18 protein-coding genes are annotated in these 26,228 nt (G+C 65.5%); 7 read left to right on the top strand and 11 right to left on the bottom strand.

Annotated features, from left to right (window positions below; genetic code table 11):
• Positions 1-240: 240 nt before the first annotated feature.
• A complete protein-coding gene (locus ACPPVV_RS04790) occupies positions 241-987 on the bottom strand; it encodes a 3-oxoacyl-ACP reductase family protein (protein WP_426702332.1) in 747 nt (248 codons plus the stop codon).
• Positions 988-1,267: 280 nt separating this feature from the next.
• On the opposite strand from ACPPVV_RS04790, the gene ACPPVV_RS04785 reads away from it, so the two are divergent.
• The 4 genes from ACPPVV_RS04785 (at position 1,268) to lepB (ending at position 6,116) form a co-directional block, all read left to right on the top strand.
• Positions 1,268-4,120 (top strand): PAS domain-containing protein, encoded by a 2,853-nt coding sequence (locus tag ACPPVV_RS04785; RefSeq protein ID WP_426702331.1) that lies wholly within the window; start codon positions 1,268-1,270, stop codon positions 4,118-4,120.
• Complete coding sequence (locus ACPPVV_RS04780; RefSeq protein WP_426702330.1) at positions 4,120-4,491, top strand: response regulator; 372 nt, start codon at positions 4,120-4,122, stop codon at positions 4,489-4,491. The genes ACPPVV_RS04785 and ACPPVV_RS04780 overlap by 1 nt, the downstream gene beginning before the upstream one ends.
• Positions 4,492-4,568: 77 nt before the next feature.
• A complete protein-coding gene (locus ACPPVV_RS04775; RefSeq protein WP_426702329.1) occupies positions 4,569-5,198 on the top strand; it encodes a response regulator transcription factor in 630 nt (209 codons plus the stop codon).
• 243 nt (positions 5,199-5,441) lie between these two features.
• Complete coding sequence (lepB, locus tag ACPPVV_RS04770; RefSeq protein ID WP_426702328.1) at positions 5,442-6,116, top strand: signal peptidase I; 675 nt, start codon at positions 5,442-5,444, stop codon at positions 6,114-6,116.
• 12 nt (positions 6,117-6,128) lie between these two features.
• Here lepB and ACPPVV_RS04765 read toward each other — a convergent pair whose 3' ends face one another.
• The 8 genes from ACPPVV_RS04765 to hrpA all read right to left on the bottom strand — a co-directional run bounded on the left by ACPPVV_RS04765 (position 6,129) and on the right by hrpA (position 20,707).
• Positions 6,129-6,497 carry a VOC family protein gene (locus ACPPVV_RS04765; RefSeq protein WP_426702327.1) on the bottom strand — a complete coding sequence of 123 codons (369 nt, stop codon included), beginning with the start codon at positions 6,495-6,497 and terminating at the stop codon, positions 6,129-6,131.
• A 148-nt stretch (positions 6,498-6,645) separates the two neighbouring features.
• Positions 6,646-8,610 (bottom strand): ATP-dependent DNA helicase, encoded by a 1,965-nt coding sequence (locus ACPPVV_RS04760; RefSeq protein ID WP_426702326.1) that lies wholly within the window; start codon positions 8,608-8,610, stop codon positions 6,646-6,648.
• 142 nt (positions 8,611-8,752) lie between these two features.
• Positions 8,753-9,286: a tetratricopeptide repeat protein gene (locus ACPPVV_RS04755; RefSeq protein ID WP_426702325.1), complete on the bottom strand. Its 534-nt coding sequence runs from the start codon at positions 9,284-9,286 to the stop codon at positions 8,753-8,755.
• Positions 9,287-9,288: 2 nt separating this feature from the next.
• Positions 9,289-11,631, bottom strand: coding sequence for a penicillin-binding protein 1B (gene mrcB, locus ACPPVV_RS04750; protein WP_426702324.1), 2,343 nt, complete (start codon positions 11,629-11,631; stop codon positions 9,289-9,291).
• Positions 11,632-11,768: 137 nt separating this feature from the next.
• Positions 11,769-12,614, bottom strand: a complete 846-nt coding sequence (locus tag ACPPVV_RS04745; protein ID WP_426702323.1) for an NAD-dependent epimerase/dehydratase family protein — start codon at positions 12,612-12,614, stop codon at positions 11,769-11,771.
• A gap of 7 nt (positions 12,615-12,621) precedes the next feature.
• On the bottom strand, positions 12,622-14,316 hold the full coding sequence (locus ACPPVV_RS04740; protein ID WP_426702322.1) for a hypothetical protein: 1,695 nt from the start codon (positions 14,314-14,316) through the stop codon (positions 12,622-12,624).
• An 86-nt stretch (positions 14,317-14,402) separates the two neighbouring features.
• Positions 14,403-16,523 carry a RelA/SpoT family protein gene (locus ACPPVV_RS04735; protein ID WP_426702321.1) on the bottom strand — a complete coding sequence of 707 codons (2,121 nt, stop codon included), beginning with the start codon at positions 16,521-16,523 and terminating at the stop codon, positions 14,403-14,405.
• Between the two features lie 98 nt (positions 16,524-16,621).
• Positions 16,622-20,707 (bottom strand): ATP-dependent RNA helicase HrpA, encoded by a 4,086-nt coding sequence (hrpA, locus tag ACPPVV_RS04730; RefSeq protein WP_426702320.1) that lies wholly within the window; start codon positions 20,705-20,707, stop codon positions 16,622-16,624.
• 115 nt (positions 20,708-20,822) lie between these two features.
• Between hrpA and ACPPVV_RS04725 the strand changes: the two genes are divergently transcribed.
• Complete coding sequence (locus tag ACPPVV_RS04725) at positions 20,823-21,290, top strand: Dps family protein (RefSeq protein WP_426702319.1); 468 nt, start codon at positions 20,823-20,825, stop codon at positions 21,288-21,290.
• A gap of 331 nt (positions 21,291-21,621) precedes the next feature.
• Here the strand turns inward: ACPPVV_RS04725 and ACPPVV_RS04720 are convergent, their stop codons facing one another.
• The gene (locus ACPPVV_RS04720; protein WP_426702318.1) at positions 21,622-23,577 is read right to left on the bottom strand and encodes an LTA synthase family protein; all 1,956 of its coding nucleotides are present in this window, start codon (positions 23,575-23,577) and stop codon (positions 21,622-21,624) included.
• Here ACPPVV_RS04720 and ACPPVV_RS04715 point away from each other — a divergent pair.
• Both ACPPVV_RS04715 and ACPPVV_RS04710 read left to right on the top strand, forming a co-directional pair.
• Positions 23,576-23,722: a hypothetical protein gene (locus ACPPVV_RS04715; RefSeq protein ID WP_426702317.1), complete on the top strand. Its 147-nt coding sequence runs from the start codon at positions 23,576-23,578 to the stop codon at positions 23,720-23,722. The genes ACPPVV_RS04720 and ACPPVV_RS04715 overlap by 2 nt on opposite strands.
• A gap of 11 nt (positions 23,723-23,733) precedes the next feature.
• A complete protein-coding gene (locus tag ACPPVV_RS04710) occupies positions 23,734-24,351 on the top strand; it encodes a YrbL family protein (protein WP_426702316.1) in 618 nt (205 codons plus the stop codon).
• A 27-nt stretch (positions 24,352-24,378) separates the two neighbouring features.
• Here ACPPVV_RS04710 and ACPPVV_RS04705 read toward each other — a convergent pair whose 3' ends face one another.
• Complete coding sequence (locus tag ACPPVV_RS04705) at positions 24,379-26,067, bottom strand: ArnT family glycosyltransferase (RefSeq protein WP_426702315.1); 1,689 nt, start codon at positions 26,065-26,067, stop codon at positions 24,379-24,381.
• Positions 26,068-26,228 lie beyond the last annotated feature (161 nt).

The following is a 26,228-nucleotide window of genomic DNA, read 5'->3' as shown; positions in this document are numbered from 1 at the left end:
ATGTGCTCCAGGAATCGGCAGAAGACCAGAACGGCGGGAAGTAGCCATGGATGGCCACGGCTTTGAGGAGCGAGGAAATCGAAGAACATGTCGGCGCCGAAGGCGGCCTGACCTGGCGGCGCTTCGACTCCACCCGCTACGCGGGCTACGCTCAGCGAGAACGGGGTAAACGGGATAGAACCTGGGTCGAGAGTCCTTCCGGCTTTCTCCTGCACCGGTAAAGCAGCGCTCGCCAGCCGTTCACGCCAGATAGCCGCCATCAACCGTCAACGCCGCGCCGGTGATGTAACTGGCCTCTGGCCGGGCCAGGTAGGCGACCAGGCTGGCCACTTCGTCGCCGCTGCCCATGCGGCCCAGCGCCATCATCGGTCGCAGCCGTTCGCGCACGGATTCGTCGCTGACGATGTCGGTTTCGGTGGGGCCGGGTTGCACCACGTTGACGGTGATGCCACGCGGACCGAGATCGCGGGCCATGCCGCGGGTCAAACCGGCGACGGCCGCCTTGCTCATGCTGTACGCAGAAGAGCCGGCAAAGCCGGTGCGATCCGCCGCCACGCTGCCGGTGGTGATGATCCGCCCGCCCTCGCCCATGTGGACCAGAGCCGCCTGCACCGCCACGAACACGGCGCGCACATTCACCGCCACGATACGGTCGAAATCGGCCAGCGCGTAGTTGTCGACGGTGCCGTTGCCGATGATGCCGGCGTTATTGACCAGGATGTCCAGACGGCCAAACCACTGCGCCGTCTGCGCCACCGCCGCTTGCACTTCGGCGGGCTCGGCGCTGTCCGCCTTGATCGCGACGGCGGTGCCGCCGTTCGCCGCGATGCCTGTAACGAGTTCGTCGGCGGCCGCGGGGGAAGCGGCGTAGGTGAAGGCCACGGCAACGCCCTCGCTGGCCAGCCGGCGCACGATGGCCGCGCCAATGCCACGGGAGCCGCCGGTGACCAGGGCGGTCTTGCCGGCGAGACTGTTGTTGTCGTTCATGAGCGTGATCTCTCTGCTTTGATCGGGCAGACGATCAGACCAGAGCGGGGTACGGCAGCGCGATTGCACGATGGTGTCGGTTGATGTCCCCCGACACTTCTCTTGCAGCGGGAGTTCGCTTCACGGAAGGCGGGCCGGGACTTCTGGCAACCCTTTCCGGATGCGTCCGACCCCGACGCATACCGTGACCACACGCGGGCAACCGACACCAAAGTATGATGGGCAGGTACTCACCGGTAGCGCATTCTGCTGGAACGACGACCGCCAAGAGAGGGCCGGCATGGACAATCAACTCAGCCGCGTCGTCGATGTGCTTCCCGGCTTGATATGGACTGCACTCCCGGATGGACGCGTCGACTTCGTCAACGCGCGCTGGTGCGAATACACCGGCGGCAAGCTGGCCGATGCCAGCGGCGACGGGTGGCTGCGCGCCATTCATCCCGAGGATCTTGCCCGGATGCGCGAGGGCTGGCGCGACATGCTCACATCCGGTCAACCCGGCGATCTGCAGGCGCGGCTGCGCCGCTTCGATGGCAGCTGGCGCTGGTTTCTCCTGCGGGTTCGTCCACTGAACGACGGCAGCGGGGCGACCACCCACTGGTGCGGCATGCTGATCGACGTCGAGGACCAGCGGCAGGCTGGCGGGGATGCACCTGCACTGCCTGGTGATTTTTCGGCGATTGCCGACGTGATCCCCGCTTCCGTGCTGCTGATGACGCCGGACGGTGACATCGAATATGCCAATCGCCAGGCGCGGGAATTCCGCGGCGCCACGCTGGAGCAGCAACGCGGCTGGAAGTCGGCGAACCTCATTCACCCCGACGAATTGCCTGCGGCCATCGCCGAATGGGAGCGTTGCGTCGAAACCGGTGAGCGGTTCGAGATGGAATTTCGCGTGCGTCGCGCCGATGGCGTGTATCGCTGGTTCCACGTGCGCACCTTGCCGGTGCGTGATGCCCAAGGCCGCATCACGCGCTGGTGCACGCTGGATGAGGACATCGACGACCGCAAGCGCAGCGAGGTGTTGCTGGCCAGCACGCTCGGCGAACTGGCCGCTTCGGAGGACCGCCTTCGCGCGCTGATCGACACCGTGCCGGGTTTCGTGTGGCGGGCAGCGCCAGATGGCAGCGTGGAATTTCTCAATCAGCGCTGGTGCGATTACACCGGCATCAGCCTGGAAGACTCGCTCGGCATCGGCTGGGTCTCACGGATTCATCCAGACGATGCCCCGGTCCTTGGCAATTATTGGCAGGCATTGCTGGAGGCCGGCGAGCCGGGTTCGTTCGAAGCCCGGCTGCGCCGTTTCGATGGCAGTTACCGCTGGTTCCTGATCCGTGCCGTGCCACTGCTCGACGACGCTGGCCACGTGCTGAAATGGTACGGACAGAACACCGACATCGAGGATCGCAAGCGGGCGGAATTACTGCTCGAGGGCGAGAAGCTTCTGCTGGGCCTGATGGCCGGCGGCGCGCCGTTGACGCAGGTGCTCGCGTCGCTCTGCGAACTGGTGAAGGCGAGCCTGGACGGCGCGCTTTGCAGCGTGGTGCTGGTCGATCCCCAGCGCACGCGCTCGTTGCAGGAAGCGTCGCAGCGCCTGCGCCTGCAGCCAGGAGCTGCCCCTGGGGTCCCAGCCAACTTGCTGGAGGACACCGATGGCCGACCGCTGGAGCCCGATGCCAGCCCCATCGCGCTGTCGGCGACAAGCGACGTGCCAGTGTTCTCGGCGGATCTGGCTGAAGAAACCCGCTGGGATACATGGCGCTCGATGGCCCTTGCGCACGGCATCCGTGCCCACTGGTCGATGCCGATCAGGTCCAGTTGCAGCAGCGTGGCGGGCGTCGTCTCGATCCTGTTCCGCGCGCCCAGGTCCCCCGAGCCGACGCATCACAACCTGATCGCACAGTTCACCCACCTGGCCAGCATCGCGATCGAACGCGCGCGCAGCGAGACGGCGTTGCGGCAAAGCGAAGCGTTCCTGGCCAGGACCCAGCGCCTGACTCTGACCGGTACCGTGGCCTGGCGGGTGAACACCGACGAGATCCTCTGGTCGGAAGAGCTGTACCGGATTTACGAATTCGAACCCGGCGTGACGCTGACACACGACCTGATCAATACCCGGATCCACCCGGAAGACATCCCCGCACACGACGAAATGCTGCAACGGCGACGCCACGATGCCAGGGATTTCGAAAGCGAGCACCGATTGCTCATGCCCGATGGACAAGTGAAATTCCTGCACCTTGTCGCCCACACCACGCGCGATGAAGACGGTGGACTGGCATACATCTCCGCCGTGCAGGACATCACCCAGCGCCGGCACGCGGAAGAGGCATTGGGCAAGGTGCGCGCCGAACTCGCCCACGTGGCGCGCGTGGCCACCCTCGGCGCACTGACGGCATCGATCGCGCATGAAGTGAACCAGCCGCTGGCCGGCATCATCACCAACGCCAACACCTGCCTGCGCATGCTCGGCGCCGACCCGCCGAACGTCGACGGCGCGCGCGAAACCGCGCGGCGCACGATCCGCGACGGCAACCGCGCCTCCGACGTGATCAAGCGACTGCGTGCGCTGTTCGCCAAGAAGGACCTGACGATCGAAGACGTCGATTTGAACGAGGCCGCGCGCGAAGTGATCGCGATGCTGCTGGGCGAACTGCAGCGCGGCGGCGTGATCCTGCATCCGGATTTCGCCGACGACCTGCCGTTGATCCGTGGCGACCGCGTGCAACTGCAGCAGGTGATCCTCAACCTGATCATGAATGCCAGCGATGCGATGAGCGACGTGACCGATCGGCCGCGCCACATGCGGATCACTACGGAACGCGATACGCGCGCACGGGTTCGCCTCGCCGTGAGCGACAGTGGCACGGGTTTCGATCCTGTCGATGCGGATCGCCTGTTTCAGGCGTTCTACACCACCAAGAGTACGGGCATGGGCATGGGGTTGTCGGTCAGCCGATCCATCATCGAGGGCCATGAGGGCCGACTTTGGGCCACGCCAAACCAGGGCTCCGGCGCGACCTTCGCGTTTTCCCTTCCACACCCGACCGACAGCGAAGTTGGCGCGTCCGATACAGACATCGTCAACCTGGACAGCAGCATCGACCCGGATCACGCCATGGAGAGTTTTTGATGGGCTTGCCGCTACTCGTATCGGTGGTGGATGACGACGAATCCGTGCGCGAGTCGTTGCCGGATCTGCTGCGGGAATTCGGCTTTACGGTCGAGGCCTTCGCGTCGGCCGAGGCGTTCCTGGCATCGTGCCACGTCGAGACGACCCGCTGCCTGATCCTGGACATCGCCATGCCGGGGATGTCGGGGCCGGATCTGCAGCAGGAACTGATCCGGCGCGGGTACGCGATCCCGGTCATCTTCATCACCGCCCACGGCGACGCGACCGAGCGGCCGCGGCTGATTCGCCAAGGCGCGGTGGACTGCCTTTTCAAGCCATTCAGCGAGGCGGCCCTGCTCAAGGCGCTGAGTGCCGCGCTGCCGGTGCACTGAAACAGTCGACGAGAGCGGGAGGTCGTGGCATGTTCAACGCGAACTGTGTATCCATCGACGATTCGAGGTTCCCACCGATGCCCTCATCCCTGCCTATCGTGTTCGTCGTGGATGACGACGTGTCGGTGCGCGAGTCGCTGGAGCTGATGATCCGCTTCGCCGGATGGCAGCCGGAGCTGTTCGAATCCGCACAGGCGTTTCTTGCCCACCCACGACCGGCGGTGCCCAGTTGCCTGGTGCTCGACGTGAACCTGCCGGATCTCAACGGACTGGACCTGCAGTCGTCCATCGGCGATGACCGCCCCGAGATGCCGATCATCTTCATCACCGGCTACGGTGACATCCCGCTCACGGTGCGGGCGATGAAGGCCGGTGCCGCCGAATTCCTGACCAAGCCGTTCGAGGACGATGTGCTGTTGCGTGCGATGGGAGATGCGCTGGAGCGCAGCCGCGACACCCTGGCGCGCGAGCAGACCCTGCATGTACTGCGTGACGCCTACGAGTCGCTGACTCCACGCGAACGCGAGGTGCTGGCGATGGTGGTGGTCGGTCGATTGAACAAGCAGATCGCCGCGGACCTGGGTATCAGCGAGATCACCGTAAAGGCGCACCGGGGCAAGGTCATGCGCAAGATGAAAGCGCGCTCGCTGGCGGATCTGGTGAAGATGGCGGCGCAACTCCCGCTCGCTCCCATCACACGGGACTGAGTGCCCTCACCTCATCGCTGCGCCGGGCGACGCCGACCTTCGTCAGCGCAGGTCCGCCGCGACAGCCGCCGAAGATCCATCCTGTCGAATCCCGCGACCACCCTGCAAAGGGTTCCTGACTTCGGCCATGCGATGGCGTAAACCATGCCCTGAAACTTCGCCGGTTCGGCGCGGTCCTTCCTCTGACACGGTGCTGCCGCCCAGGCACCGCGTTGCACTGGGGAAACCAGACCGGAGATTGGCATGCGCACGTTCGTCCGCTTTCTGACCCGCAATCGCGGCTTCATCGCCTTCATGCTGTGCATGGTCGTGTTCCGCAGTGCGGTGGCCGACTGGAACGTGGTGCCGACCGGCTCGATGCAGCCGACCATCCGCATCGGCGACCGCATCCTGGTCGACAAGCTCGCCTACGACATCCGCCTGCCGCTGACCCACCTCTCGCTGCGGCACCTGGCCGACCCGCAACGCGGCGACATTGTGGTGCTGGATTCGCAGGCCGCCCACGAGCGTCTGGTGAAACGCGTGATTGGCCTGCCCGGTGAAGAAGTCGCGATGCGCGGCAACGTCCTGTACATCGACGACCACGTCGCCAGCTACACCGCCGATCGGTACATCGGTATCCATGATGACCTGCGCGACCCGGCCCATTACGCCACCGAACGCTATGGCGCCATGCACCACGCGATCCGCCTGTCCGACCACCGGCCCAGTCCGGTCAGCAATTTCGGGCCGGTGAAAATTCCGCCGGGCCAGTACCTGCTGCTCGGCGATGATCGCGACAACAGCATGGACTCGCGTTATTTCGGCTTCTTCCCACGCACAGAGATCGTCGGGCGCGCGCACTACGTGGTCGCCTCGCTGGACCCCGATCGTCACTACCGACCGCGCGGCGAACGATTCGGCGCGCCGCTGGATTGACGACTCAAGCCATCATGCCGGCGGTTGCCACAGCTCGACCCGTGTGCCTTCGGGGTCCGTGATCCAGCCGAAGCGACCGAACTCGCTCTGATCGACGCGCTCGTCCACCGCGACGCCGGCGCTGCGCAGTTGCGCCAGCAGCGCGTCGAGATCGTCGACGCGGAAGTTGATCATGTACGGTTGCAGGCCGGGACCGAAGTAGTCGGTGTCGGCGGCGAATGGCGACCACAACGTATAGCCAGGACGCTTTTCATTCTCGTCGAAGCGAACCCCGCCCCATTCCTCGGCATTGAGGCCAAGATGTTTCGCGTACCACGCAGCAAGTGCAGCGGGATCGCGTGACTTGAAGAAGATGCCGCCGAGTCCGGTGACCTTGGCCATGGTTTGCCTCGTTACGGGAGTTGTCAGGTGGACGAGATTCTGTGGGAGATTCCTGTGGGAGCGGCTTCAGCCGCGATGCCCTTCTTGAGAGATAGAAAGCGGCGGCATCGCGGCTGAAGCCGCTCCCACATTCAATCGAGCGTCGCGACTATCCGGTCGCGGCCGACACATCATCGAAGAAAACCTGCACACGCGCCAGCTCACAAGTGCGCGGCATCGGCGGCAGGCTGGCCAGGAACAGTTTGCCGTAGCCCTTGCTGGTCAACCGCGGGTCGCACAGCACCAGCACGCCACGGTCGTGCACGTCGCGGATCAGGCGGCCGGCACCCTGTTTCAGCGCGATCACCGCGCTGGGCACCTGCCAGCCCATGAACGGGTTGATGCCGGATTGTTCCAGCGCGGCGAGGCGGGCCATCAGCACCGGGTCGTCGGGGGCGGCGAACGGCAGTTTGTCGATCACCACGACGCTGAGCGCCTCGCCGACCACGTCGACGCCTTCCCAGAAACTCGCTGCGCCGAGCAGCACGCCGTGGCCGCTGGCGCGGAATTCCTCCAGCAGTCTTGGCCGCGGCGCGGTGCCCTGCACGAACAGCGGCCATGGCACCTTGTCCTGCAGCAGTTCGGCGGCGCGACGCAGGGCGCGGTGCGAGGTGAACAGCAGGAAAGCGCGGCCATGCGACGCGTGCAGCACCGGCAATACGGCTTCGATCACCTGTTCGGTGTAGTCGCGCCCGCTCCCATCACGCATGTTCGGATCGGGCAGGCCGGAAGGCAGGTAACACAAGCCTTGCCGCGCGTAGTCGAACGGGCTTTCCAGGCTCAGTGTCTGCGGATCGTCCAGGCCGAGCTGGCGCGCGAAATGATCGAAGTTGCCAGCAACCGACAACGTAGCCGAGGTGTGGATCCATGCCGCCTGGGTGCGTTCGCGCAGGCTGCGCATCGGCGCCGCCAGATCCAGCGGCGTGGCGTAAAAGGCAAACCCGCGCGGGTAGTACTCGTACCAGCGCACGTCGCGATCGCCCTGCCCGTCGACGATGCGCTCCAGCCGTTCGGCGAACAGTTCGGCACGTTCGTGCAGGTTCGAAAAGCCGCGCGAACGTTCCGCCTGCGACGCGAGCAGTTCGCTCAGCGTGGCCAGCAAATCATGCAGGTCGTGCAATGACTCGCGCATGCCGGCACGGTCTTCGAGTTGCTGGAACGCACCACGCGACGGCAATGGATCCATCGCCAGCCGCAGCTTTCGCAAGGCATCCTGCAACGCTTCCACCGGCTCCAGCAGCAGGCCGATGGCGCCGGTGACGCCGCTGCATTCGGTCAAGGCGTCCTGCGCCAGCTCGGTCAACTGGCGCGCACTGATGCTCTGCGAAAAAAACTGTCCGGCCAGTTCGGGGATCTGGTGCGCCTCGTCCAGAATGAACGCCGCCGCGCCCGGCAGGATTTCGCCGAAACCTTCCTGTTTCAATGCCAGATCGGCAAACAGCAGGTGGTGGTTGACCACCACCACGTCAGCCTCCAATGCTTCGCGGCGTGCCTTCACCACATGGCAGTCATCGAAGAACGGGCATTCCACGCCGAGGCAGTTTTCCGGCGTCGAGGTGACCCGCGGCCACAGCGGCGACTCTTCCGGCACCTCGGCCAGCTCCATCCGGTCGCCGCGACGCGTGCGCGCGGACCATGCGCGAATCGTCGCCAGTTGCGCGGCCTGGGCGCGTTCGAAAGTGGCCCCTTCGCGCACTGTCTGGTCGAGTCGGTACAGGCACAGGTAATTCGCGCGACCTTTCAGCAACGCGGTTTTCAGACGCGTGCCGAGTACCGAACGCACCTTTGGCAGGTCGCGGAAATACAGCTGGTCCTGCAGCGTCTTGGTGCCGGTGGAGATGATCACCCGTTCACCCGACAACAGCGCCGGCACCAGGTAGGCGTAGGTTTTGCCGGTGCCGGTGCCGGCTTCGGCGATCAACGTGTCGCGTCCGGCGATCGCCTGCTGCACCGCTCGCGCCATGGCCTGCTGCGCCAGCCGCGGTGCGAAGTTCGGTAGTTCACGCGCGAACGGACCGTCGGCACCGAGCAGGGTGCCGATGTCGTCGGACTCGGTGTTATCGAGATCGGTCATCCGCCAAGTATGGCCGAGCGGACCGGCGTGGCAAACCGGGCCACGCATTCGTTCGCGAAAATCGCCGGGGTTTTCGCGCCTCTATCGACAGCGGCAGGTTCGAACGGATCAAACACGCGGCGCAACGACTTGCCGCCCCTGATCAATAGCGCGGAATTCCCGCCTTGTGACATTGCTGCACCCACTTGCGTGCCGTGGTCGCACCCGCCGGGTCATGCGCCTGCAGGCGCATTTCGACGATGGTCTGCCAGTTGCGCGCGCACAGCGGCCCGAGTTTTGGCCCGATCGACCACGACTGGTGCGCGAGACGTTCGGCCCCGGGGAAATCCTTCAGACGCACCGCGATTTCGGCCCGGTCCTGCAGCAGATCGGGCGATTCCGGACTGAGCTTGATCGCCTGATCCAGCTTTGCGGCGGCGTCCGCGTAGTTGCCGGCCTGCTCATCCTTCTTCGCGATGTCCTGTAACGCGGTGACGCCGGGATCGCGCAGCGGATTGACGTCGATGACGGACTTCTCCCGGTCACCGGCAGCGCGAATCGCGGCCACCAGGTCATAGCTGGGTGCTGCCGGCGACGCGACGGGCGGAGGGGTCGTGGCGAACATGCCGCAGCCGGCAAGCAGGGCTACGGCCATCAGGGAGCAAAAGGCGGAAAGGCGCTTGGACAAGGACCACATGATCAGTTTCCGATGGGGACGGTGGTGGCAGGAGGCTGTGCGGTGGTGGCGGGAGAGGGCTGGCCAGCGCCGAACAGGCTTTGCACGCCCTGCCAGAAGCAGCCTTCGGTATCGACCGAAAGGCTGCCGGCGATCACCGGCACCTGGCGCGCGCCCTGGCACTGCGACTCGGTGCGCTTGCCGTCGCCTGGATTGATCCAGGCCATCTCCAGACCGTCACCCACACCGGCGGAAAGCGGCCGTGTGGGCAGCTTGGCAAACAGGTTGCGCCACGCGCGCAGGCCGCCGGTGGCGCCGAACAGGGTGGTCGGCTTGTTGTCGTCGCGGCCCATCCAGAACACCGCCAGATGCTCGCCGGTAAAGCCGGCAAACCAGCTGTCGCGCATGTCGTTGCTGGTGCCGGTCTTGCCGGCGGCATGCAGCCACGCCAGTCCGGAATTTCCGATCGAGCTGGCGGTGCCGTATTCGGCGACCTGCTGCATCGCCCAGGTCGTCAGCCGCACCGCTTCCTGGTATTCGCCCTTGCCGCCCTGCACTTGGTAACGCTTGATCGTGCGGCCGCTTCCATCGAGCACGCCGCGCACCGCCACCAGGGGCAGAGCATGGCCATCGGCAGCGAGGTATTGATACAACTGCGCGACCTGGAACGGTGCCAGGTCGATCGCGCCGATCAGCAGCGACGGGCTGGGATTGACGTCGGTGAGGCCGAACGATTCCAGGAACGACTTGATCCGCGGCAGGCCCACCGACAAGCCGAGATGGATCGTCGCCAGGTTCCACGAATGGGCCAGCGCATCGACCATGGTCAACGGATCGTGGCTACGATGATCGTCGTTCTGCGGTGTCCACATGCTGCCATCGGGCTGGCGCATGGCGACCGGGCTGTCATCCATCAGGCTGGCCAGGTTCCAGCGCTCGGGCTGGGTCAGCGCCACCAGGTAGACGAACGGCTTGACCGTCGAACCCATCGGCCGGCGCGCGTCCAGCGCGCGGTTGAAACCCGGATCACCCGGCGTCCGACTGCCCACCATGGCCAGCACGTCACCGCTCTGCACATTGGTCACCACCCCAGCCGCCTGCACGCCATCGCCACGTTTGCCCAGGCCCGTCAACGAACTGGTAATCGCCTGCTCGGCGTAAAGCTGGGCTGCCGGATCGAGCGTGGTGAAAATCGACAGGTTGCCTTCGCGCAATGCCTGTTCGTCGAAGTCGGCGGTGATCTGGCTGCGCACCAGCTCCATGAAGGCGGGGAAGCGGTTGTGCGGCAGCTGACCGTTGTTGACGATGTCCAGCGGCGCAGCCTGCGCCGCGTTGAGCTGGCCCGCATTGAGCAGGTTGGTGTCGAAGAACTCCTGCAGCACCAGGTTGCGACGGGTCAGCGCACGTTTCGGCGTGCGGCGCGGATCGTAATAGCTCGGCCCCTTCACCATGCCGACCAGCAATGCGATTTCCTGCGGCCGCAGATCCTGCAGGCGGCGACCGAAATAGAACTCCGACGCGGCGGCAAATCCATGCACGGCCTGACCGCCCTGCTGGCCGAGGAAGACGTCGTTGACGTAGGCCTCGAGGATGCGGCCCTTGCTGTAATGCGCTTCCAGCAGCAAGGACATCAAGGCCTCGTTGATCTTGCGCGCAAAGGTCTGGTCGCGACTGAGGAACAGATTGCGCACCAGTTGCTGGGTCAGCGTGGAGCCACCCTGCACGGTGTGGCCGGCACGCAAGTTGGCGAATGCCGCGCGTGCAATGGCCCCGAAATCGATGCCGATGTGATGGTTGAAATCGCGATCCTCGACCGCCTGCAAACCACTCACCAGCAAGGGCGGTACGTCGGCCAGGTGCACGAAGCGACGCTCTTCCTGGGTGGCGCCGTACAAGGTGGCGATACGCGCGGGATCGAGATGGGTCAGCGCGATCTTCTTGTCGCCGGCCATGTCCTGCACCGACTGCACGGTACCCTTGCCCAGGGTGACGCGCACGCGCTTGGGCAACTCGCCGCCATCCGGCCCGGCATAACCACGCGAGGCGATCGTGTAACGCGAACCCTGCTTCACCCAGCTGCCGGCCACTTCGCCATGACCATCGTTGCTGTAGCCGGCGAAGATCAGTTCGAGTTCAAGCGCGGCCGGCGTCATCGGCGTGCCGGCTGCCAACGGCAACGGGCGCGCGTAGACCCGCGTGGGCACCGCGAACACCAGGTCGTTGAAGCGATCCTGCACCCGCTTGTTCAATACCAGCGTGTACGGCAACACGAAGCCGAACAACAGGCCCATGCCGATCCAGAACGGGATACGCACCCACGGCCAACACCGGTGCGCGAGTGAGCGAAGGCGGTTCAAGAAGTCCAACGTGGGGAAATCCGGCAATCAAGTGGTTCGATCATAGGGCCTGCTACCCGGCGCGCATATGAACGCAGCGGCCGGTTTCAGGGCAAAACAGAGGCAAACGGGCAACCCGACGACGACGACCAACGCAACGGCGAAGGTCAGAATGACGTCGGCGGGATCCACATCGCCGACTCTGGCTGGAACGGTCTTGGGTGCACGCCAAGCAACTGCTGCAGGGCGGCGTTGTCGGCAACCAAGTCGCTGTCCAGTCGGCTCAGCGGTCCACGCCATCGTGGCACCGCGCCCTGCCCGAGGCGCAGCAACCACGCCGGCACCGGCAATGGCACGGTGGATCGAGACAGGCTGCGGCGCACCCGAGCGAACATCTCGCCGGACCGCAACCGTTCGCCGCCGCCGATCGACAGGATGCGTCCCGCCGCGGCCGGACATTCGAGCGCCGCCATCACGGCCTGCGCAATATCGTCGGCATGCACCGGCTGACGCAGGCCGCGCCCGGAAGGCAAAGGAAACAGCCGCGTGCGCATCGCGCGACGGGCGATCGGGGTCAGGCTCTTGTCCAGCCCGGCGCCGTAGACCAGGGTCGGTCGCAATACCGTCCAGGCGCAACCGTGACGTTCGCATGCCGTCGCCAGCGTCTGTTCGCCCGCGCGCAGCTGCCGGGAGATCTCGCGCTCGGCCGGCACAGCGGAGTCGCGCTTGGTTTCCGCGCTCATCGAACTGGTGGCGATCACCCGCGGCGCGGTGCCGAGATCGGCCTGCGCCAGCCAGTCGGACAGCGCCTGCAGCGGACCGAAGCTGATGACCGCGGACAATGGCGGCAGCGATGGCAATGGCTCGGGCAACGCGCCCTGCAACCAGGTCAGCCCAGCTTGTGGCGGACGCGGATGCCGGCTCAGTGCCAGTACCGGTTCGCCACTGGCGAGCAGACGCGGCAGCAGGAAATGGCCGATCTGGCTGCTGCCGCCAAACACCAGCACCGTCATGCAGCACTCATTGGCTGGCCTGCAGTCGCGCGCTCAGGTCCTGCACGCGCGGATGATTCGGTGCGAGCTTGCGTGCATGATCGAGCGATTGGCTGGCGCCCACGCGATCGCCTCGCGCCAGCTGTTGCTCGGCCTGGTCGAGCCAGGCCGTTGCCAGTCGATCACCCAAGGCGCCTTGCGCCGCATCGCCCGGCGCCAGTTCGGCGAGGTTCGCCAGCATGTCGTCGGCCTGGTCCAGCCTGCCGGCGGCGAGGGCCTGGTTGAATTGCCGCTCGACCTGGCCGGGCAAGGCCTGCAATCCGTGAACGGCTTCCGGGTTGTTGCCATCGATCGCCAGCGCACTGCGGTACAGGTCGTACGCGCTGTCGCCCGGCGGCATCATGATGTTGCCGCTCTTCGTGGCGGCCTGCGCGCGCTGCACCAGTTGCGCGAGCGCCGCGCTTTGCTGCGGCGAGAGGGTTGCCGGTGCATTCGGCGCGACAGCGTCATCCGGCGCGGCGACGGCTTCGGGGCGTTGTTTCTTCACGCTGTCCAGACGTGCCCGCGCCGCGGCGAGATCGGCCGATTTTGGCGCCAGCTCGGCGGCCTGGTCGAGCAACCGGGCTGCCTGCGCCGCGTCGTCGGCATCGAGCGCCGCGTTGGCCTGCACCGTCATGGCCTGCGCCACCTTGCCAAGCCCGGCACGCGCTTGTGCATTGTCGGGATCGAGCTTGAGCGCCGACTGGAAATACGCCAACGCGGTGTCGTCGCCCTGGCCTTCGATGTGTCCGGAACGCAACGCGTCCTGGCCCTGCTTTAGCACGGCATCCAGCGCGCCGTTGTCCTGCTGATGCATCTGTGCCTGCAGCGCGCGCAACGCCGGCAGCGCGCCGTTGTTCGGTTGCAGCGCCGCCAGCTGCTCGATGCGGGCATCGGCCGTGGCGCTGTCATTCGCGTCGAATGCATGGCGTGCCTGCACGGCCAGCGCATTGCCCACCTGATCGAGCCCGTGCGCCGCCACCGCGTTGCCGGGATCCGCGCGCACCACCTGCCGGTACAGCGCGCCGGCACCATCTGCGCCGTCCAGCTTGCCGGCAACCAGTGCCCGTTGTGCCTGGTCCACCAGGTCCACCGTTTGCACTTGCGCGGCGCGTGCACTGCCGATTGCCTGGTCGAGCCGGTCGATATCGCTGCCGCCGCCGAGCAGTTCGCGAGCGAGCGCCGCCTGTTGTGCGGCCTGCGACAATTGACCGGCCTGCAATGCGGCATCGGCCTGCGCCAGCTCCGCCTTGCCCACCTGACGCAGGCCATCGCGGGCGCGATCGTTGTCCGGTTCGAGCGCAGTGGCGGCCTGGAAAAGCTCGCGCGCACTGGTGCCGTCCTGGCCGTCCAGACGGCCATCCTGCAAGGCCTGCTGTGCCTGAGTCAGTACCGTGTTGAAATCGGTGCGGGGCAGCATTCCACGCAAGCGGTTCTGACCGAACCACAGTCCGGCAACCAGCGCGATGACCAGCAGCAGCAACAGCGGCATCAGCCAGCCGCGTCGACGTTTGCGGCGTGGCGGTTCGGCTAGCCGGCCCCGCGGATGGCGCGGCTCGACCGACACCTGCGGCAAGCCATCGCCGCGCGCACTCTTCGGTGCATCCAGGCGATCGAGATCACCCAGGGTGGGCTCGGTGCGAATGGGTGGATGTCCGTCGTGCTGGTCTCGGCGTCCGCTCATGATCCAGGGCTGTGAAGAGAGTCGCTGCAGCTTAACATCGGGCGGGAACCCGCTTGGCCGCCGGTGCTCGGGTATTGCGGGGTCATTCAGCCGACGCCGACCCGGCGTACGTCGATCACATTCGGCAAGGCCAGCAATTTGCCGAGCAGGGTCGACAGCTGCTCGAAATCGCGCACGCGCAAGGTGAAGCGCATCTCCACTTCACCGGTCGGCGCGAACAACCGGCTGGCCGAGGCGATGATGTGGGTGGCGGCGTTGCTGATGACCCCGGTGACGTCCTTTTGCAGACCCTTGCGATCGTAGCCACGCAGCTCGATGTCGACCTCGTAGGCCTGGCTGGCGGCACTGCCCCAGCTCACCTCGATCACCCGGTCCGGATCGCGTCGCGCCAGCCGCGCCAGGCTGCCGCAATCGGCGCGATGCACCGACACGCCCCGACCCCGGGTGATGAAACCACGCACCGGATCACCCGGTAGCGGTTGGCAGCAACGTGCCAGCGTGGTCAGCAGGTTGCCGATGCCTTCGATGCTGAGAGCGCTGTGATCGAGCGTGGTCGCCCGTGCCGTCACCGGCAGCGGCGCGGGTACCGGCGGCTGCGCAGCTTCCTGCAGCACGCGGGCGATCTGGCCGGGCGTGATTTCGCCCAGCGCCAGCGCGATCAGCAACTCGTCGTGGGTTTGCAGGTGGAAATGCGCCGGCAGCTTCGTCACGTTCGCCGCGGTCAGCGCCAGCCGCTTCAACTCGCGCTCGAACATGCTGCGGCCCACCGCGAGGTTCGCGTCGTGCGCGATCCGGCGAAACCACGCACGCACCTTGTCCTTCGCCCGTGCCGTGTTGAGGTAGCCGTGATGTGGCGACAGCCAGTCGCGGCTGGGTTCGCCCAGCTTCGTGGTGAGGATTTCCACGCGGTCGCCGCTCTGGGGCTGGAACGTCAGCGGCACGATGCGGCCATTGACCTTGGCGCCGCGGCAGCGATGACCGACCTCGGTATGCACCAGGTACGCAAAATCGAGCACGGTGGCGCCGCGCGCCAGATCGAACACTTCGCCTTTCGGCGTCAGCAGATAGACGCGGTCTTCCAGCAGTTCGGTGTGCAGGTCGGCGGCCAGCGCGTTGTCGTCCTCGCCGCGCGGCTCCAGCAACTTGCGCATCCACGCGATCTTCGCCTCGAACTCGGCATCGCTGCTGCCGCCCTCCTTGTAGCGCCAGTGCGCAGCCACGCCCAGCTCGTTCGCGCGATGCATCTGGTGGGTGCGGATCTGCACCTCAAGCGTCTTGCCTTCCGGCCCCAGCACGGCAGTGTGCAGCGACTGGTAGCCATTCGCCTTCGGCCGCGCGATGTAATCGTCGAACTCGCCGGGAAGATGCGGCCAGCGCGCATGCACCACGCCCAGCGCGGCGTAGCAGTCGGTGATGCTGTCGACCAGCACGCGCACCGCGCGGATGTCGTACAGGTCGGAGAAGTCCAGCGATTTGCGCTGCATCTTCTTCCAGATCGAATAGATGTGTTTCGGACGTCCGGCCAGATCGGCATGGATGCCCGCCACACCGAGCGCAGCCTGCAACTCATCCAGCGATTCGCGGATGAAGCTCTCGCGGTCGGCGCGCCGCTCGTCAAGCAGCCTGGCGATGCGGCGGTAGGTCTCCGGCTGCAGGAAGCGGAATGCCAGATCTTCCAGTTCCCACTTCAATTGCCATATACCGAGCCGGTTCGCCAACGGTGCGTGGATGTCGCCGGTCAGCCGCGCCAGTGCGGCTGACCGCTCCGCCGGCAGCGACGCCGCTGCGCGCATCCTTGCAAGCTGTCGCGCCAACAGCACAAAGACCACACGCAGATCACGCACGATCGCCAGCAACAGTCGACGCAAACCTTCGGCCGCACCATCAGGCGCTCGTTGTGCATGCAAGGCCCACACCTGCTCGGCCGCCTGCTGGCCGCCGACCAGCCGCTGCAGTTCCGCGGGCAATGTCGCGGCTTGTATTTTCCACGACGTCGGATCGATTCGCGCCAGCTCGAACCACAGCGCCGATGCCTGGGTCTGCGCATCACAGCCGAGCATGCCGAGCAGGTCCAGCACGTCGCAGCATTCGGCTTCCGGCACGGGACGCGTGGCGCAAGCCTTCAAGGCATCGTCCAGTACTGGCGGCAACACGCCGGCGCGCTCGCGCCACGACGACAGGCTGGTGGATGGGACGGGCGGAGCCATGGGTGCGGTGTCCGGTGACAGGTGTCCATTGTAGCTGCTGCGCCTGCGCACTCATCGGCAACACCGGCCAACGCCGGCGCCGCATCGCGAACTTCAGCTCAGGATAACGCCGCCAGCGCCTTCGCCAGCCGCTTGGCCGAAACCGGTTCGGCGGTCTTCAGTTCCTGCGCGAACAGCGATACGCGCCATTCCTCGATCAGCCAGCGCAGCTTGGCCAGTTCCGCCGGCTCGACGCCGGCCGCCCGATATTGAAGATAGGCGCGCCAGTACGGCATGACCTGCAGCATACGCAGCTGGTCCTTCGCCGGATCCTGGCGCAATCGCTCGCCGCGCAGACGCATTGCCTTCAGATAGCGCGGGTAATGCACCAGTCGCGCTGCGGGCAATTCACGCAGGAAACCCGGCACCAGCAGCGCGTCGAACTGTTCGCGCAGATCGTCGTAGCTGGCGCGGGCAAAACCCAGCAGCGGCGGTTGCAGCCACGGCTTCAATTCAGCCTGCGCCTCGATGACAGGTTCTGCCAGTTTCAGCCGTTCGACCCCGGCGCTGAAAAGTTCACGCGCGCAGTGCGTGCGCAGCGCCTCGAACGTACCTGCCGTGCGCACGTCCAGTCCATGCCGTTCGAGCAGGTCGTTGAAGCCGCCTTCGAGCAAGTCCTCGCGCAAGCCGTCGACACCGCCGAGCGGCGCGTACTTCAACGCCAGCGCGTTACCGATCGGCAACCGTCGGCGAGCCTGTTTCGCATCGCTGGCCAACGCGTTGCGCAGCAATCGCACCACGCCCTGCCGATGCGCCGCGCGCGCCTCGTCGCTGCGCTCGAAGACGCGCAGCGCCACCGTCTCGCCCAGATCGACCAGCGCCGGGAACGCCATCAGGCCGCCGTCGGAACGCACCTGCGCAGGAATTTCCTCGAAATCCCAGCTGACCACGTCCTCACGGGTCAGTTCGATGTCGGTCTTGCGCGAGAACGCTTCGCGCGCCTGGCCTTCCCACTGCCCGCGCAACGCGACCAGGTCGCGGCTGCTGGCCAGGGTCTTGTCGCGCTCATCGTGCAGGCGATAGCGCATCAGGAAGTGCGCCGGCAATTCGACCGTCGCGAATTCGGCCGCACCGATGTCCACGCCGGTTGCGCGTTTTAGGAACGTCGCCAGCGCCTTTGCCAATGCCTCGTCACGCGGCGACTCGGCCTCGACGAAGGCGCGTGCGAAATCCGGCGCCGGCACGAAGTTGCGGCGCAATGCTTTCGGCAGGCCGCGGATCAGCTCGGCTATTTTCTCGCCCAGCAGTCCCGGCACCAGCCATTCGCAGCGTGCCGAGGGCAGCGCGTTCAACATCGCCAGCGGCAGCTGCAGGGTCACGCCATCGGCCTCGTCGCCGGGAACGAAGCGATATTCCAGCTTGTACTTTTGCGGTGGAATGTCGAGCATGGCGGGAAACGCCTTCGCATCCAGCCCCGCGCCACCCACCATCACGTCGTCCAGCGACCAGCGCAATGCAGCTTGCTCGGCCGGGCGCGCCTTGCGATACCACGCATCCAGCGCGCGCGTGCTGGCGATCTCCTCCGGCAATTTGCCTTCGAGGAACGCGACCAGATCGTCCTCGTGGCGGATCAATCCCTCGCGACGCTGCTTCGCCTCGATACCGAGCGCCTCCTCCAGCACGCGCTGGTTCGCGCGCACGAAGTCGTTCTTGCCGTCGATATCGCCACGCACCAGCGCCTCACGCAGGAAGATCGCATGCGCCTGCGCGGGGTCCTGCGCCTGGAACGTGACTGGCCGCTTCTCCACCAGCACCAGGCCAAACAGGCTGACCTGCTCGTACGCCACCACGCAGCCGCGCTTCTTCGACCAGTGCGGGTCGCGACAGTTGGTGCGCAGCAAGTGCGCCGCCTGCTGCTCGATCCACAGCGGCTCGACACGTGCATTGGCCATGCCCCACACGCGTCCGCCCACGTCGAGGATCTGTGCGCAGAAGATCCAGTTCGGCGGTGCCTTGGACAGCGCCGAGCCGGGAAAGACGTGGAACTTGCGCTCGCGGGTGCTCTGGTAGACGCCTTTCTCGTCCTTGCGACCGACCTGGGTCGGCAGGCCGGCGAGAAGGCTGCGGTGAACGGATTCGTAGAGACGATCAGCCGGGTCACCGTCCTGGCTCCCTCCTGCGCTTGCAAGGGAGGCTCTCTCGGCCGTCAAAGCTTCATCCACCACGGAAGGATTTCTACCAGTCGCCGACCTTCCCCTGCGCGCAGGGGGCGGTGCAGAGCGTGCTGGAAGGGGCTTTTCCGATGGCGCCCTTTCCATCTTCCAGCCAATTTCCTGCACCACCAGCAACAGCTGCCGATGCAGCTCACGCCATTCGCGCATGCGCATGAAACTGAGGAAGTGCCGCGAGCACCAGTCGCGCAGTTTCGACTGGGTCAACTCTTCGTGGGCATCGTGATAGGCGCGCCACAGATTCAGCACGCCCGCGAAATCGGATTTCGGGTCGGCGAACACAGCATGCGCGGCGTCGGCCTGCTGCCGCGCATCGGACGGGCGTTCGCGAGGATCCTGCACGCTGAGAAAGGACACGATGGTGAGCAGCTCGCGCAAGGCGTGCAGCTTTTCGCCTTCCACCAGCATCCGTGCCAGTTGCACGTCGATCGGCAACCGCGCCAGGGTGCGGCCGATCGGGGTGAGCTTGCGCGTGTCGTCGATCGCGCCGATTTCAGCCAGACGCCGATAACCGTCCGCCACCACGCGCGGGTCGGGCGCATCCAGGAACGGAAACTCCCCGACCTCGCCCAGCTTCAACGCCAGCATGCGCAGGATCACGTTGGCCAGCGAGGAGCGCAGCAGTTCCGGATCGGTGAACGCGACGCGACTGGCGAAATCCGCTTCGTCGTAAAGGCGATAGCAGACGCCCGGCCCCACGCGGCCGCAGCGACCCTTGCGCTGGTCGGCGGCGGCTTGCGAAATCGCCTCCACGTGCAACCGTTCGAGCTGGCTGCGCTGGCTGTAGCGTTTGACTCGCGCCGTGCCGGTGTCGATCACGTAGCGGATGCGCGGCACGGTGAGCGAAGTTTCGGCCACGTTGGTCGCCAGCACCACGCGCCGCTTGACCCCGGGTTTGAACACGCGGTCCTGGTCGCCCGCGGACAGCCGCGCGTACAACGGCATGATTTCCGTCTCGCGGTATTGCCGGCGCGACAGCAGCAGGTGCGCGTCGCGGATCTCGCGCTCGCCGGGCAGGAAGATCAGCACGTCGCCGCGCGGGTCGTCGTGGGTGATCTGGTCCAGCACCGCGGCGATGTGCTCGGCGCTGCCTTGCTGCATGTTCTGTGGAAGCGACTTCGGCCGCGATGCTTCGCCCGTCGCGGCTGAAGCCGCTCCCACGGGCGCGTCGTGTACCGGCCGCCAGCGCGTGTCCACCGGATACGCGCGCCCTTCCACCTCGACCACCGGCGCACCATCGAAATGTTCGGCGAAGCGCGCTGTATCGATCGTCGCCGAAGTGACGATGATCTTCAGCTCCGGCCGCCTCACGGCGAGCTGTTTCAGGTAGCCGAGCAGGAAGTCGATGTTGAGGCTACGCTCGTGCGCTTCGTCGATGATCAGGGTGTCATACGCGCTCAGCCACGGATCGCCCTGCGTCTCGGCGAGCAGGATGCCGTCGGTCATGAACTTCACCAGGCTGCGCTCGGACACCTGGTCGTTGAAGCGCACCTGGAAGCCGACGATGTCGCCGACCTGCGTGCCCAGCTCCTCGGCGACGCGACGCGCCACCGAGCGAGCCGCCAGCCGGCGCGGCTGGGTGCAGCCGATCATGCCCGCCTCGCCGCGGCCGGCAGCCAGGCACAGCTTCGGCAGCTGGGTGGTCTTGCCCGACCCGGTCTCGCCAGCGATCACCACCACCTGATGCTCACGAATCAGCTTGATGATGTCTTCGCCGCGCGCGCTGATCGGCAGCGACTCGTCCAGCCGGATCGGCGGTTTGGCCGCCTTGCGTGCGGCGCGCCTTGCCGTCGAGCGCTCGATATCCGCGACCAGCGCCTGCAGCTTGTCCGCGTCTGGTCGACGCGACAGCCCACGCCAGCGACCCAGCAGGCGGCCGAAGTCGCGACTGGAGACCGTGTCGAGCTGCCTGCGCAAAGCACGCAGGCCGGGATCGGCGGAGGGATCGGGAGCGGGCATGCGGATATCGTTCATCGGGCCGCACATGATAGCTGCTGACTATCGTGCACATCGGCAGGATTCATTTCCACTGCGCCAGCCTCCACGCTACTGTCTACCGGTCGCAACCCGTCATCCAAAGGAGCAGCACATGGCCATTTCCATCGGTATCGCCAAGAAGGACCGCGAAGCGGTCGCCAAGCACCTGTCCAAGCTGCTGGCCGATACGTATTCGCTGTACCTGAAAACGCACAGCTTCCACTGGAACATCACCGGGCCGCAGTTCAACAGCCTGCACCTGATGTTCGAAACCCAGTACAACGAACTGTGGCTGGCCGCCGACGAAGTCGCCGAGCGCATCCGCACGCTGGATGTATTCGCCCCCGGTTCGTACAGCCAGTTCGGCAAACTCACCTCGATCAAGGAGGAAGTCGGGGTACCGGAATGGAAAGAAATGGTGAACCAGCTGGTCGAAGGCCATGAGATCGCTGCCCACACAGCCCGCGGCACCATCAAGGCCGCCGACGCGGCCGGCGACGAAGGTACCGCCGACATGGTTACCGGCCGTTTGAAGGAGCACGAGAAAACCGCCTGGATGTTGCGCTCGCTGCTGCGTTGAACTCGTGCTTCCGCAACCCTGGAGACACGCCCGCACAACAAACCTGCCACGCAATTTTTCATGCGAAAGCGCTCGGCACGTTTGCTCCCTCTCCCTCCGGGAGAGGGTTGGGGTGAGGGTACGGGGCTTGCGTGATGCATCTACGAAGGAATGCCGATCTGACGCAATTCCACCTCGCGATCCGCCCGCACCCTCATCCGGCGCTACGCGCCACCTTCTCCCGAGGGAAGAAGGATTCAACGCCACCCACGCCGCAGTTCATGCCCTCCATCATCGGGGAAAGAGCGCCGATCCAGGCCCTCACAACTCCCGCGTCACGCAGCACGTCGGCTCAGGGGGTTGATGCCGACGCCGCCGGCGCGGGCTTTGCCGTTGCCGGTATTGCCGCGCGCTGCGTGCTCTTGGGCGGCAACACATAACGCTGATTGAAATAAGCCCAGCTCGGCCACAGCGCATGCGCCAGGGCGAGCCGGTCCAGCGTCGGATCAACCGGCACCGGCGTGAGCTGTTCGCCCTCCACCTGATAATGGAACTGCTTCGCCGACTGTCCCGGTTGCAGCACCAGCAACTGGTCGCCCTTGAGGTAACCGTAGTTGTCACCGTACTGCATGATCGCCCGGTCCGGCTGGCGTGTGGTCAGGTCGGCACCGAGCATCGGATGCACGCTGTCGATGCCGATCAGCGACAGCAGTGTCGGCGCCAGGTCGATCTGGCTGACGATGTGCTCATCACGCTGCACCGGCACACCGGCCCCAAGGATCAGGGCGGGAATATGAAAATGCTTCACCGGCACCAGACTTGCTCCGAACACGCGCGAGTCGTGATCGGCCACGATCAGGAATACGGTGTGGCTCCAGTACGGCGATTGCTTCGCGCGTGCAAAAAACTGCCCGATCGCCCAGTCCGCATAGCGCACCGTGTTCTGCACGCTGGCCGCTGGCGACGTGGCCTGAATGCGTCCGGCCGGGTATTCCCAAGGGGTGTGGTTGGATACGCTGAAAGCCAGCGTGAAGGCAGGCTTGTCACCATCCTGCAGCAACCGGTGGTGCAGCTCGTTGAACATGTCCTCGTCCGACGCACCCCACGATCCGACGAAGGTCGGCTTTACCTGGAACTTCGGCTGGTCGATCACCTCATCAAAACCGTTACCGAGGAAGAACGACTTCATATTGTCGAAGTGCGCCTCGCCACCGTAGATGAAGCGCGAGTGGTAGCCGAACTCGCCCAGCAGGCCAGCGATGGTGAAGAATCCGCGCTGGCTGCGCGGCAGTTTCAGCACGGCCTCGGCCGGCGTCGGCAGAAATCCGGTATTGACCGCTTCCAGTCCGCGCACCGAGCGGGTGCCGGTGGCATAGGTCCGTGCCAGCAGCCAGCCCTGGCTGGCCAGCGCGTCGAATTGTGGCGAAAGTTTCTCGCCGCCCAGCGTGCCGATGTACTGCGCACCCAGGCTCTCCTCCATGATGATCACCAGGTTCAGCGGTTTCGCCGGTTTCGCCGTAGCCTGCTGACGATGCATGCTCGGATACTTCGGATCGAGCATCGACCCATTCATGCCGGCCGCCTCGCGCACGATGCGTTGCATTTCCGGTTCCGGCATCTTGCCGTAGACCGCGGTGGCCGAGCGCTCGTTGCTTAAACCCCGGATGGCATTGGCCACGCTGTACAGGGAATTCAGCGGCAGCGAGTTGACCATGCTGTCGTCGCTGAATGCCACCATCGAGGCGTTGAGCGGACGGTGCTCCAGCGTGCCACGCCCCGCCAGGAACAACAGCGCAAATGCCACCACGGTGACCACCGGGCGCAGCCACAGTTTCATCCTTGCATCGACCCGGTTCGCCCGCAGCAGCCGGAAACCGATCCACCCCAGCAGCGCCAAGCCGATCACCCCGGCCAGCAGCACGCCCTTGTAGCCGTGCCACAGCATCGCCGATACCTCGTGCGGGCTGTTGAGGTATTCGATGTAGAGGCGGTTCGGCCGCGTATCGTATTCGAGGATGAATTGCGGGGTGGAGACTTCGAGCAGCACGAACAACAGCCACCACAACCGATACCACCAGGCCGTGATGCGCGTGGGCCACAACCGATGCCCCAGCCATGGCGACAACAGCAGCGGCAGCGCGCAGATCATGGCCAGCAGGCTCAGATCGATCCGCCAGCCGCCGAACAGGATCGGCCACAGCCCACCCGCCGGCTGCACCCGCGACCACAGCCACAACGAAAGCGACAGTCGACTCAGCGTGAGAAAAACCAGCGTGGCCAGAACAAAGCGCCAGGAGAGACGTCGCATGAAGGAAACCCTCGATAAACCATGGTTGAACCACGAACCCGGCGTCGACGACACCGCTCGGGCCCGACTGTTCGCCGACGCCCGGCCGCAAGGCTGGAGTGCGTCGGCGGCGTTACTACCGCACAATGCGCAAACGATTCACTGACTGTCTGACCGATGCTTCAATTTCGCCACATCAAACCCATTGCCAGCGGCCAGCATCGGCTTGTCTTCCAGCACCCTGACGTGCCCGGCAGCCTGGTCAAAGTGATGCGTCCCGAGCTGGTCGAACGCAACAGCCGCGATGAACCATGGTACCGCCGACTCGCCCGCACCGGTCCATATCGCGGGTTTGTGCGGGAGTTCAACGAATACTTGGCATCGCGCCATGCATCCACGGGCCTGTCGCCGCTGGCGCGGGTGCTGGGCCTGGTGGAAACCGATCTGGGCCCCGGCCTGGTGGTCGAGAAAATAGCCAGTGACGACGGCGCGCTGGCACCGAACCTGGACGCATGGATTCGCCACCACGGCCTGACCGACGACATGCGCGCCGCGTTGGACAGGCTGCTGGCACAACTGCTCGAGCACAACGTGATCGCAGCCGACCTGCACGCATGGAACCTCGTCTGCGAAGAAAAACCCGGCGAGCCGCTTCGCCTGGTGATGATCGACGGCTTCGGCGAGAAAAACTTCATTCCGCTGAGGTCCATGAGCCGCCGCAACAATACGGCTCGCACCCGCTCAAAATTCCGCAGGATGCTGGCGCGCATCGCCACCAGTCCAACGGGGGCGTAGGCAAACGGCGGTCTCTTCTTCAACGGTTCATTCGGCCGTGGTCGTGCAGCCGGGAATCACGGCCTTGCTGTCGAACATCCACCACGTCGAGCGATTGGCCACACCCATGTGCACCACCCTGGTCGGGTCCACGCACCGGCCCAGCGCCACGCTGTTGAGCAAGATCCAGCGCCTCTGCGGTGCCTGCGCCTGCCAGACCAGGGCATCGTGCATCTGTGCTGCGGACGATCTCGAATAGCCAAACTCGGCCACCGGTCGTTTCGCCTGAAGCAGCAGTTCTTCTCGCCACTGCACCAGCGCCAGCTCGCCGTCGGGGCCAATCCGGTCGTTGGCCTCGCGCATCAGCGCCCGCGCCGATTGATTATCGTCGAGCAACGGGTACGTCGCGCAGCACCAGGTCACCCACGCCATGCCCAGGCCCGCCAGTAGCGCGAACACCCCACGCCGGGGCCGGAACCACGCGGCAGCGAGCAGAAACACTGCGCCAACCGCCAGCACGCAGTACCACAGCAGACGTCCGCCGTCGGCCAGCTCGTAACCGGCCGCCACACGCAGGGCGGCTTTCGGATGAGCCAGCAGCGCCCACGAGCCGGCCGCCAGAAACACCACGCCCATCAACAAAGTCAGTGCAAACGCCGACCGCTCGAACCATCGTCGGGCCAGCAGCGCATCCATGAATGGCGCCATCGCCAGCACCATCATCGGCAAGGCGGGCAACAGATAGATTTCGCGCTTGCCGCCGGGAATACTGAAAAACACCAGCGCCAACAGCCACCACGCCAGCGGCAGCAGCACCCGCGGCTCACGCTCGCGCAGGGCCCGTCGCCATGCCGGAAACAGCAGCGGTATCAACAGGCAGACCGGAAACCAGTCGCGCAGCATCACCAGCAGGAAAAACCAGGCCGGCTCAAGATGCGCCCACGAGTGCGAGTAGCGCTGAGCGGTCTGGCGAAACAGCAGGTCCTGCACGTAGGCCAGGTATTCCGGCGAGCGCGAAGCGTGGACGACCGCCAGCATCGGCAGCAACCACGACAGAATCGGCAGCAGAAACGCCAAGGCGCCAGCCGCCCAACGCCAGCCGTCCCCTCGAGTGACGGTGATGCCGGGCCATTTTCTGAACCTCGCAAAGACGTATGGCAGCAGCATCAGCAGCACCAGCACGCCGACACCCTTGGTGATCACACCCAGCCCCGCCGCGAAACAGCCCAGCCAGTACGCCGGCCAATCAGGCCCACGCAGGCAATGCAGCAGCAAACAGCCGTTGCCCAGCGTTATCCAGAACAGCAGCAGCGGGTCGATCTGCGCATGCTTGATCACCTCGACAAACTGAATCGCCGCCAACAGCAGGATCGCCGCGAACAGGCCGATGCGCGCATTCCACAACCGCCGACCCGTGCGATACACCACCCACAGGCTGCCCATCCCGGCCAGCAGCGAAGGCAACAGAAAAGCGCCGCGCCAACCGCCGGTCAGCCAGAATGCCATCGCCTCGCACCACATCAACAGCGGCGGCTTGTCCGAATACAATTCGATCCCGCGATGCGGGAACAGCCATTGCCCGGAGGCCAGCATCTGCCGCGCCACCAACGCAAACCGCGGCTCATCCGGCGGCCAGGGATCGCGCAATCCGAGGCCTGCGGCCAATACCACCAGCGCCACCAGCATGAACCACCAGAAGGCGCGGCGGGCAAGTGGGTCATCGCCATCGATTGTCATCGTCAGTCCGTGTTTTGTGGCAGGGCTCCGGCAAGCACCAGTCTGGGCCAGTGGCACGCCGTCGCCAAAGGATGCATTTTCGGCTGGCCGTATTAGGATCGGCTTAGATGTCCACGCAACGTGACCTTCCTGCCGCTTTAAGCGCTTCGTAAGCGAAGCCG

Source organism: Rhodanobacter sp. Col0626 (assembly GCF_049994385.1).
Taxonomy (GTDB): domain Bacteria; phylum Pseudomonadota; class Gammaproteobacteria; order Xanthomonadales; family Rhodanobacteraceae; genus Rhodanobacter.
The sequence above is the reverse complement of the archived record's forward strand: the minus strand, read 5'-3'. Positions and strand labels throughout refer to the sequence as shown.

What these genes read in the sequence shown, in the direction of transcription:
- ACPPVV_RS04790 (WP_426702332.1), bottom strand. Translation starts at nt 987, where the DNA reads ATGAACGACAACAACAGTCTCGCCGGCAAGACCGCCCTGGTCACCGGC.
- ACPPVV_RS04785 (WP_426702331.1), top strand. Translation starts at nt 1,268, where the DNA reads ATGGACAATCAACTCAGCCGCGTCGTCGATGTGCTTCCCGGCTTGATA.
- ACPPVV_RS04780 (WP_426702330.1), top strand. Translation starts at nt 4,120, where the DNA reads ATGGGCTTGCCGCTACTCGTATCGGTGGTGGATGACGACGAATCCGTG.
- ACPPVV_RS04775 (WP_426702329.1), top strand. Translation starts at nt 4,569, where the DNA reads ATGCCCTCATCCCTGCCTATCGTGTTCGTCGTGGATGACGACGTGTCG.
- lepB (WP_426702328.1), top strand. Translation starts at nt 5,442, where the DNA reads ATGCGCACGTTCGTCCGCTTTCTGACCCGCAATCGCGGCTTCATCGCC.
- ACPPVV_RS04765 (WP_426702327.1), bottom strand. Translation starts at nt 6,497, where the DNA reads ATGGCCAAGGTCACCGGACTCGGCGGCATCTTCTTCAAGTCACGCGAT.
- ACPPVV_RS04760 (WP_426702326.1), bottom strand. Translation starts at nt 8,610, where the DNA reads ATGACCGATCTCGATAACACCGAGTCCGACGACATCGGCACCCTGCTC.
- ACPPVV_RS04755 (WP_426702325.1), bottom strand. Translation starts at nt 9,286, where the DNA reads ATGTGGTCCTTGTCCAAGCGCCTTTCCGCCTTTTGCTCCCTGATGGCC.
- ACPPVV_RS04745 (WP_426702323.1), bottom strand. Translation starts at nt 12,614, where the DNA reads ATGACGGTGCTGGTGTTTGGCGGCAGCAGCCAGATCGGCCATTTCCTG.
- ACPPVV_RS04740 (WP_426702322.1), bottom strand. Translation starts at nt 14,316, where the DNA reads ATGAGCGGACGCCGAGACCAGCACGACGGACATCCACCCATTCGCACC.
- ACPPVV_RS04735 (WP_426702321.1), bottom strand. Translation starts at nt 16,523, where the DNA reads ATGGCTCCGCCCGTCCCATCCACCAGCCTGTCGTCGTGGCGCGAGCGC.
- hrpA (WP_426702320.1), bottom strand. Translation starts at nt 20,707, where the DNA reads ATGAACGATATCCGCATGCCCGCTCCCGATCCCTCCGCCGATCCCGGC.
- ACPPVV_RS04725 (WP_426702319.1), top strand. Translation starts at nt 20,823, where the DNA reads ATGGCCATTTCCATCGGTATCGCCAAGAAGGACCGCGAAGCGGTCGCC.
- ACPPVV_RS04715 (WP_426702317.1), top strand. Translation starts at nt 23,576, where the DNA reads ATGAAGGAAACCCTCGATAAACCATGGTTGAACCACGAACCCGGCGTC.
- ACPPVV_RS04720 (WP_426702318.1), bottom strand. Translation starts at nt 23,577, where the DNA reads ATGCGACGTCTCTCCTGGCGCTTTGTTCTGGCCACGCTGGTTTTTCTC.
- ACPPVV_RS04710 (WP_426702316.1), top strand. Translation starts at nt 23,734, where the DNA reads ATGCTTCAATTTCGCCACATCAAACCCATTGCCAGCGGCCAGCATCGG.
- ACPPVV_RS04705 (WP_426702315.1), bottom strand. Translation starts at nt 26,067, where the DNA reads ATGACAATCGATGGCGATGACCCACTTGCCCGCCGCGCCTTCTGGTGG.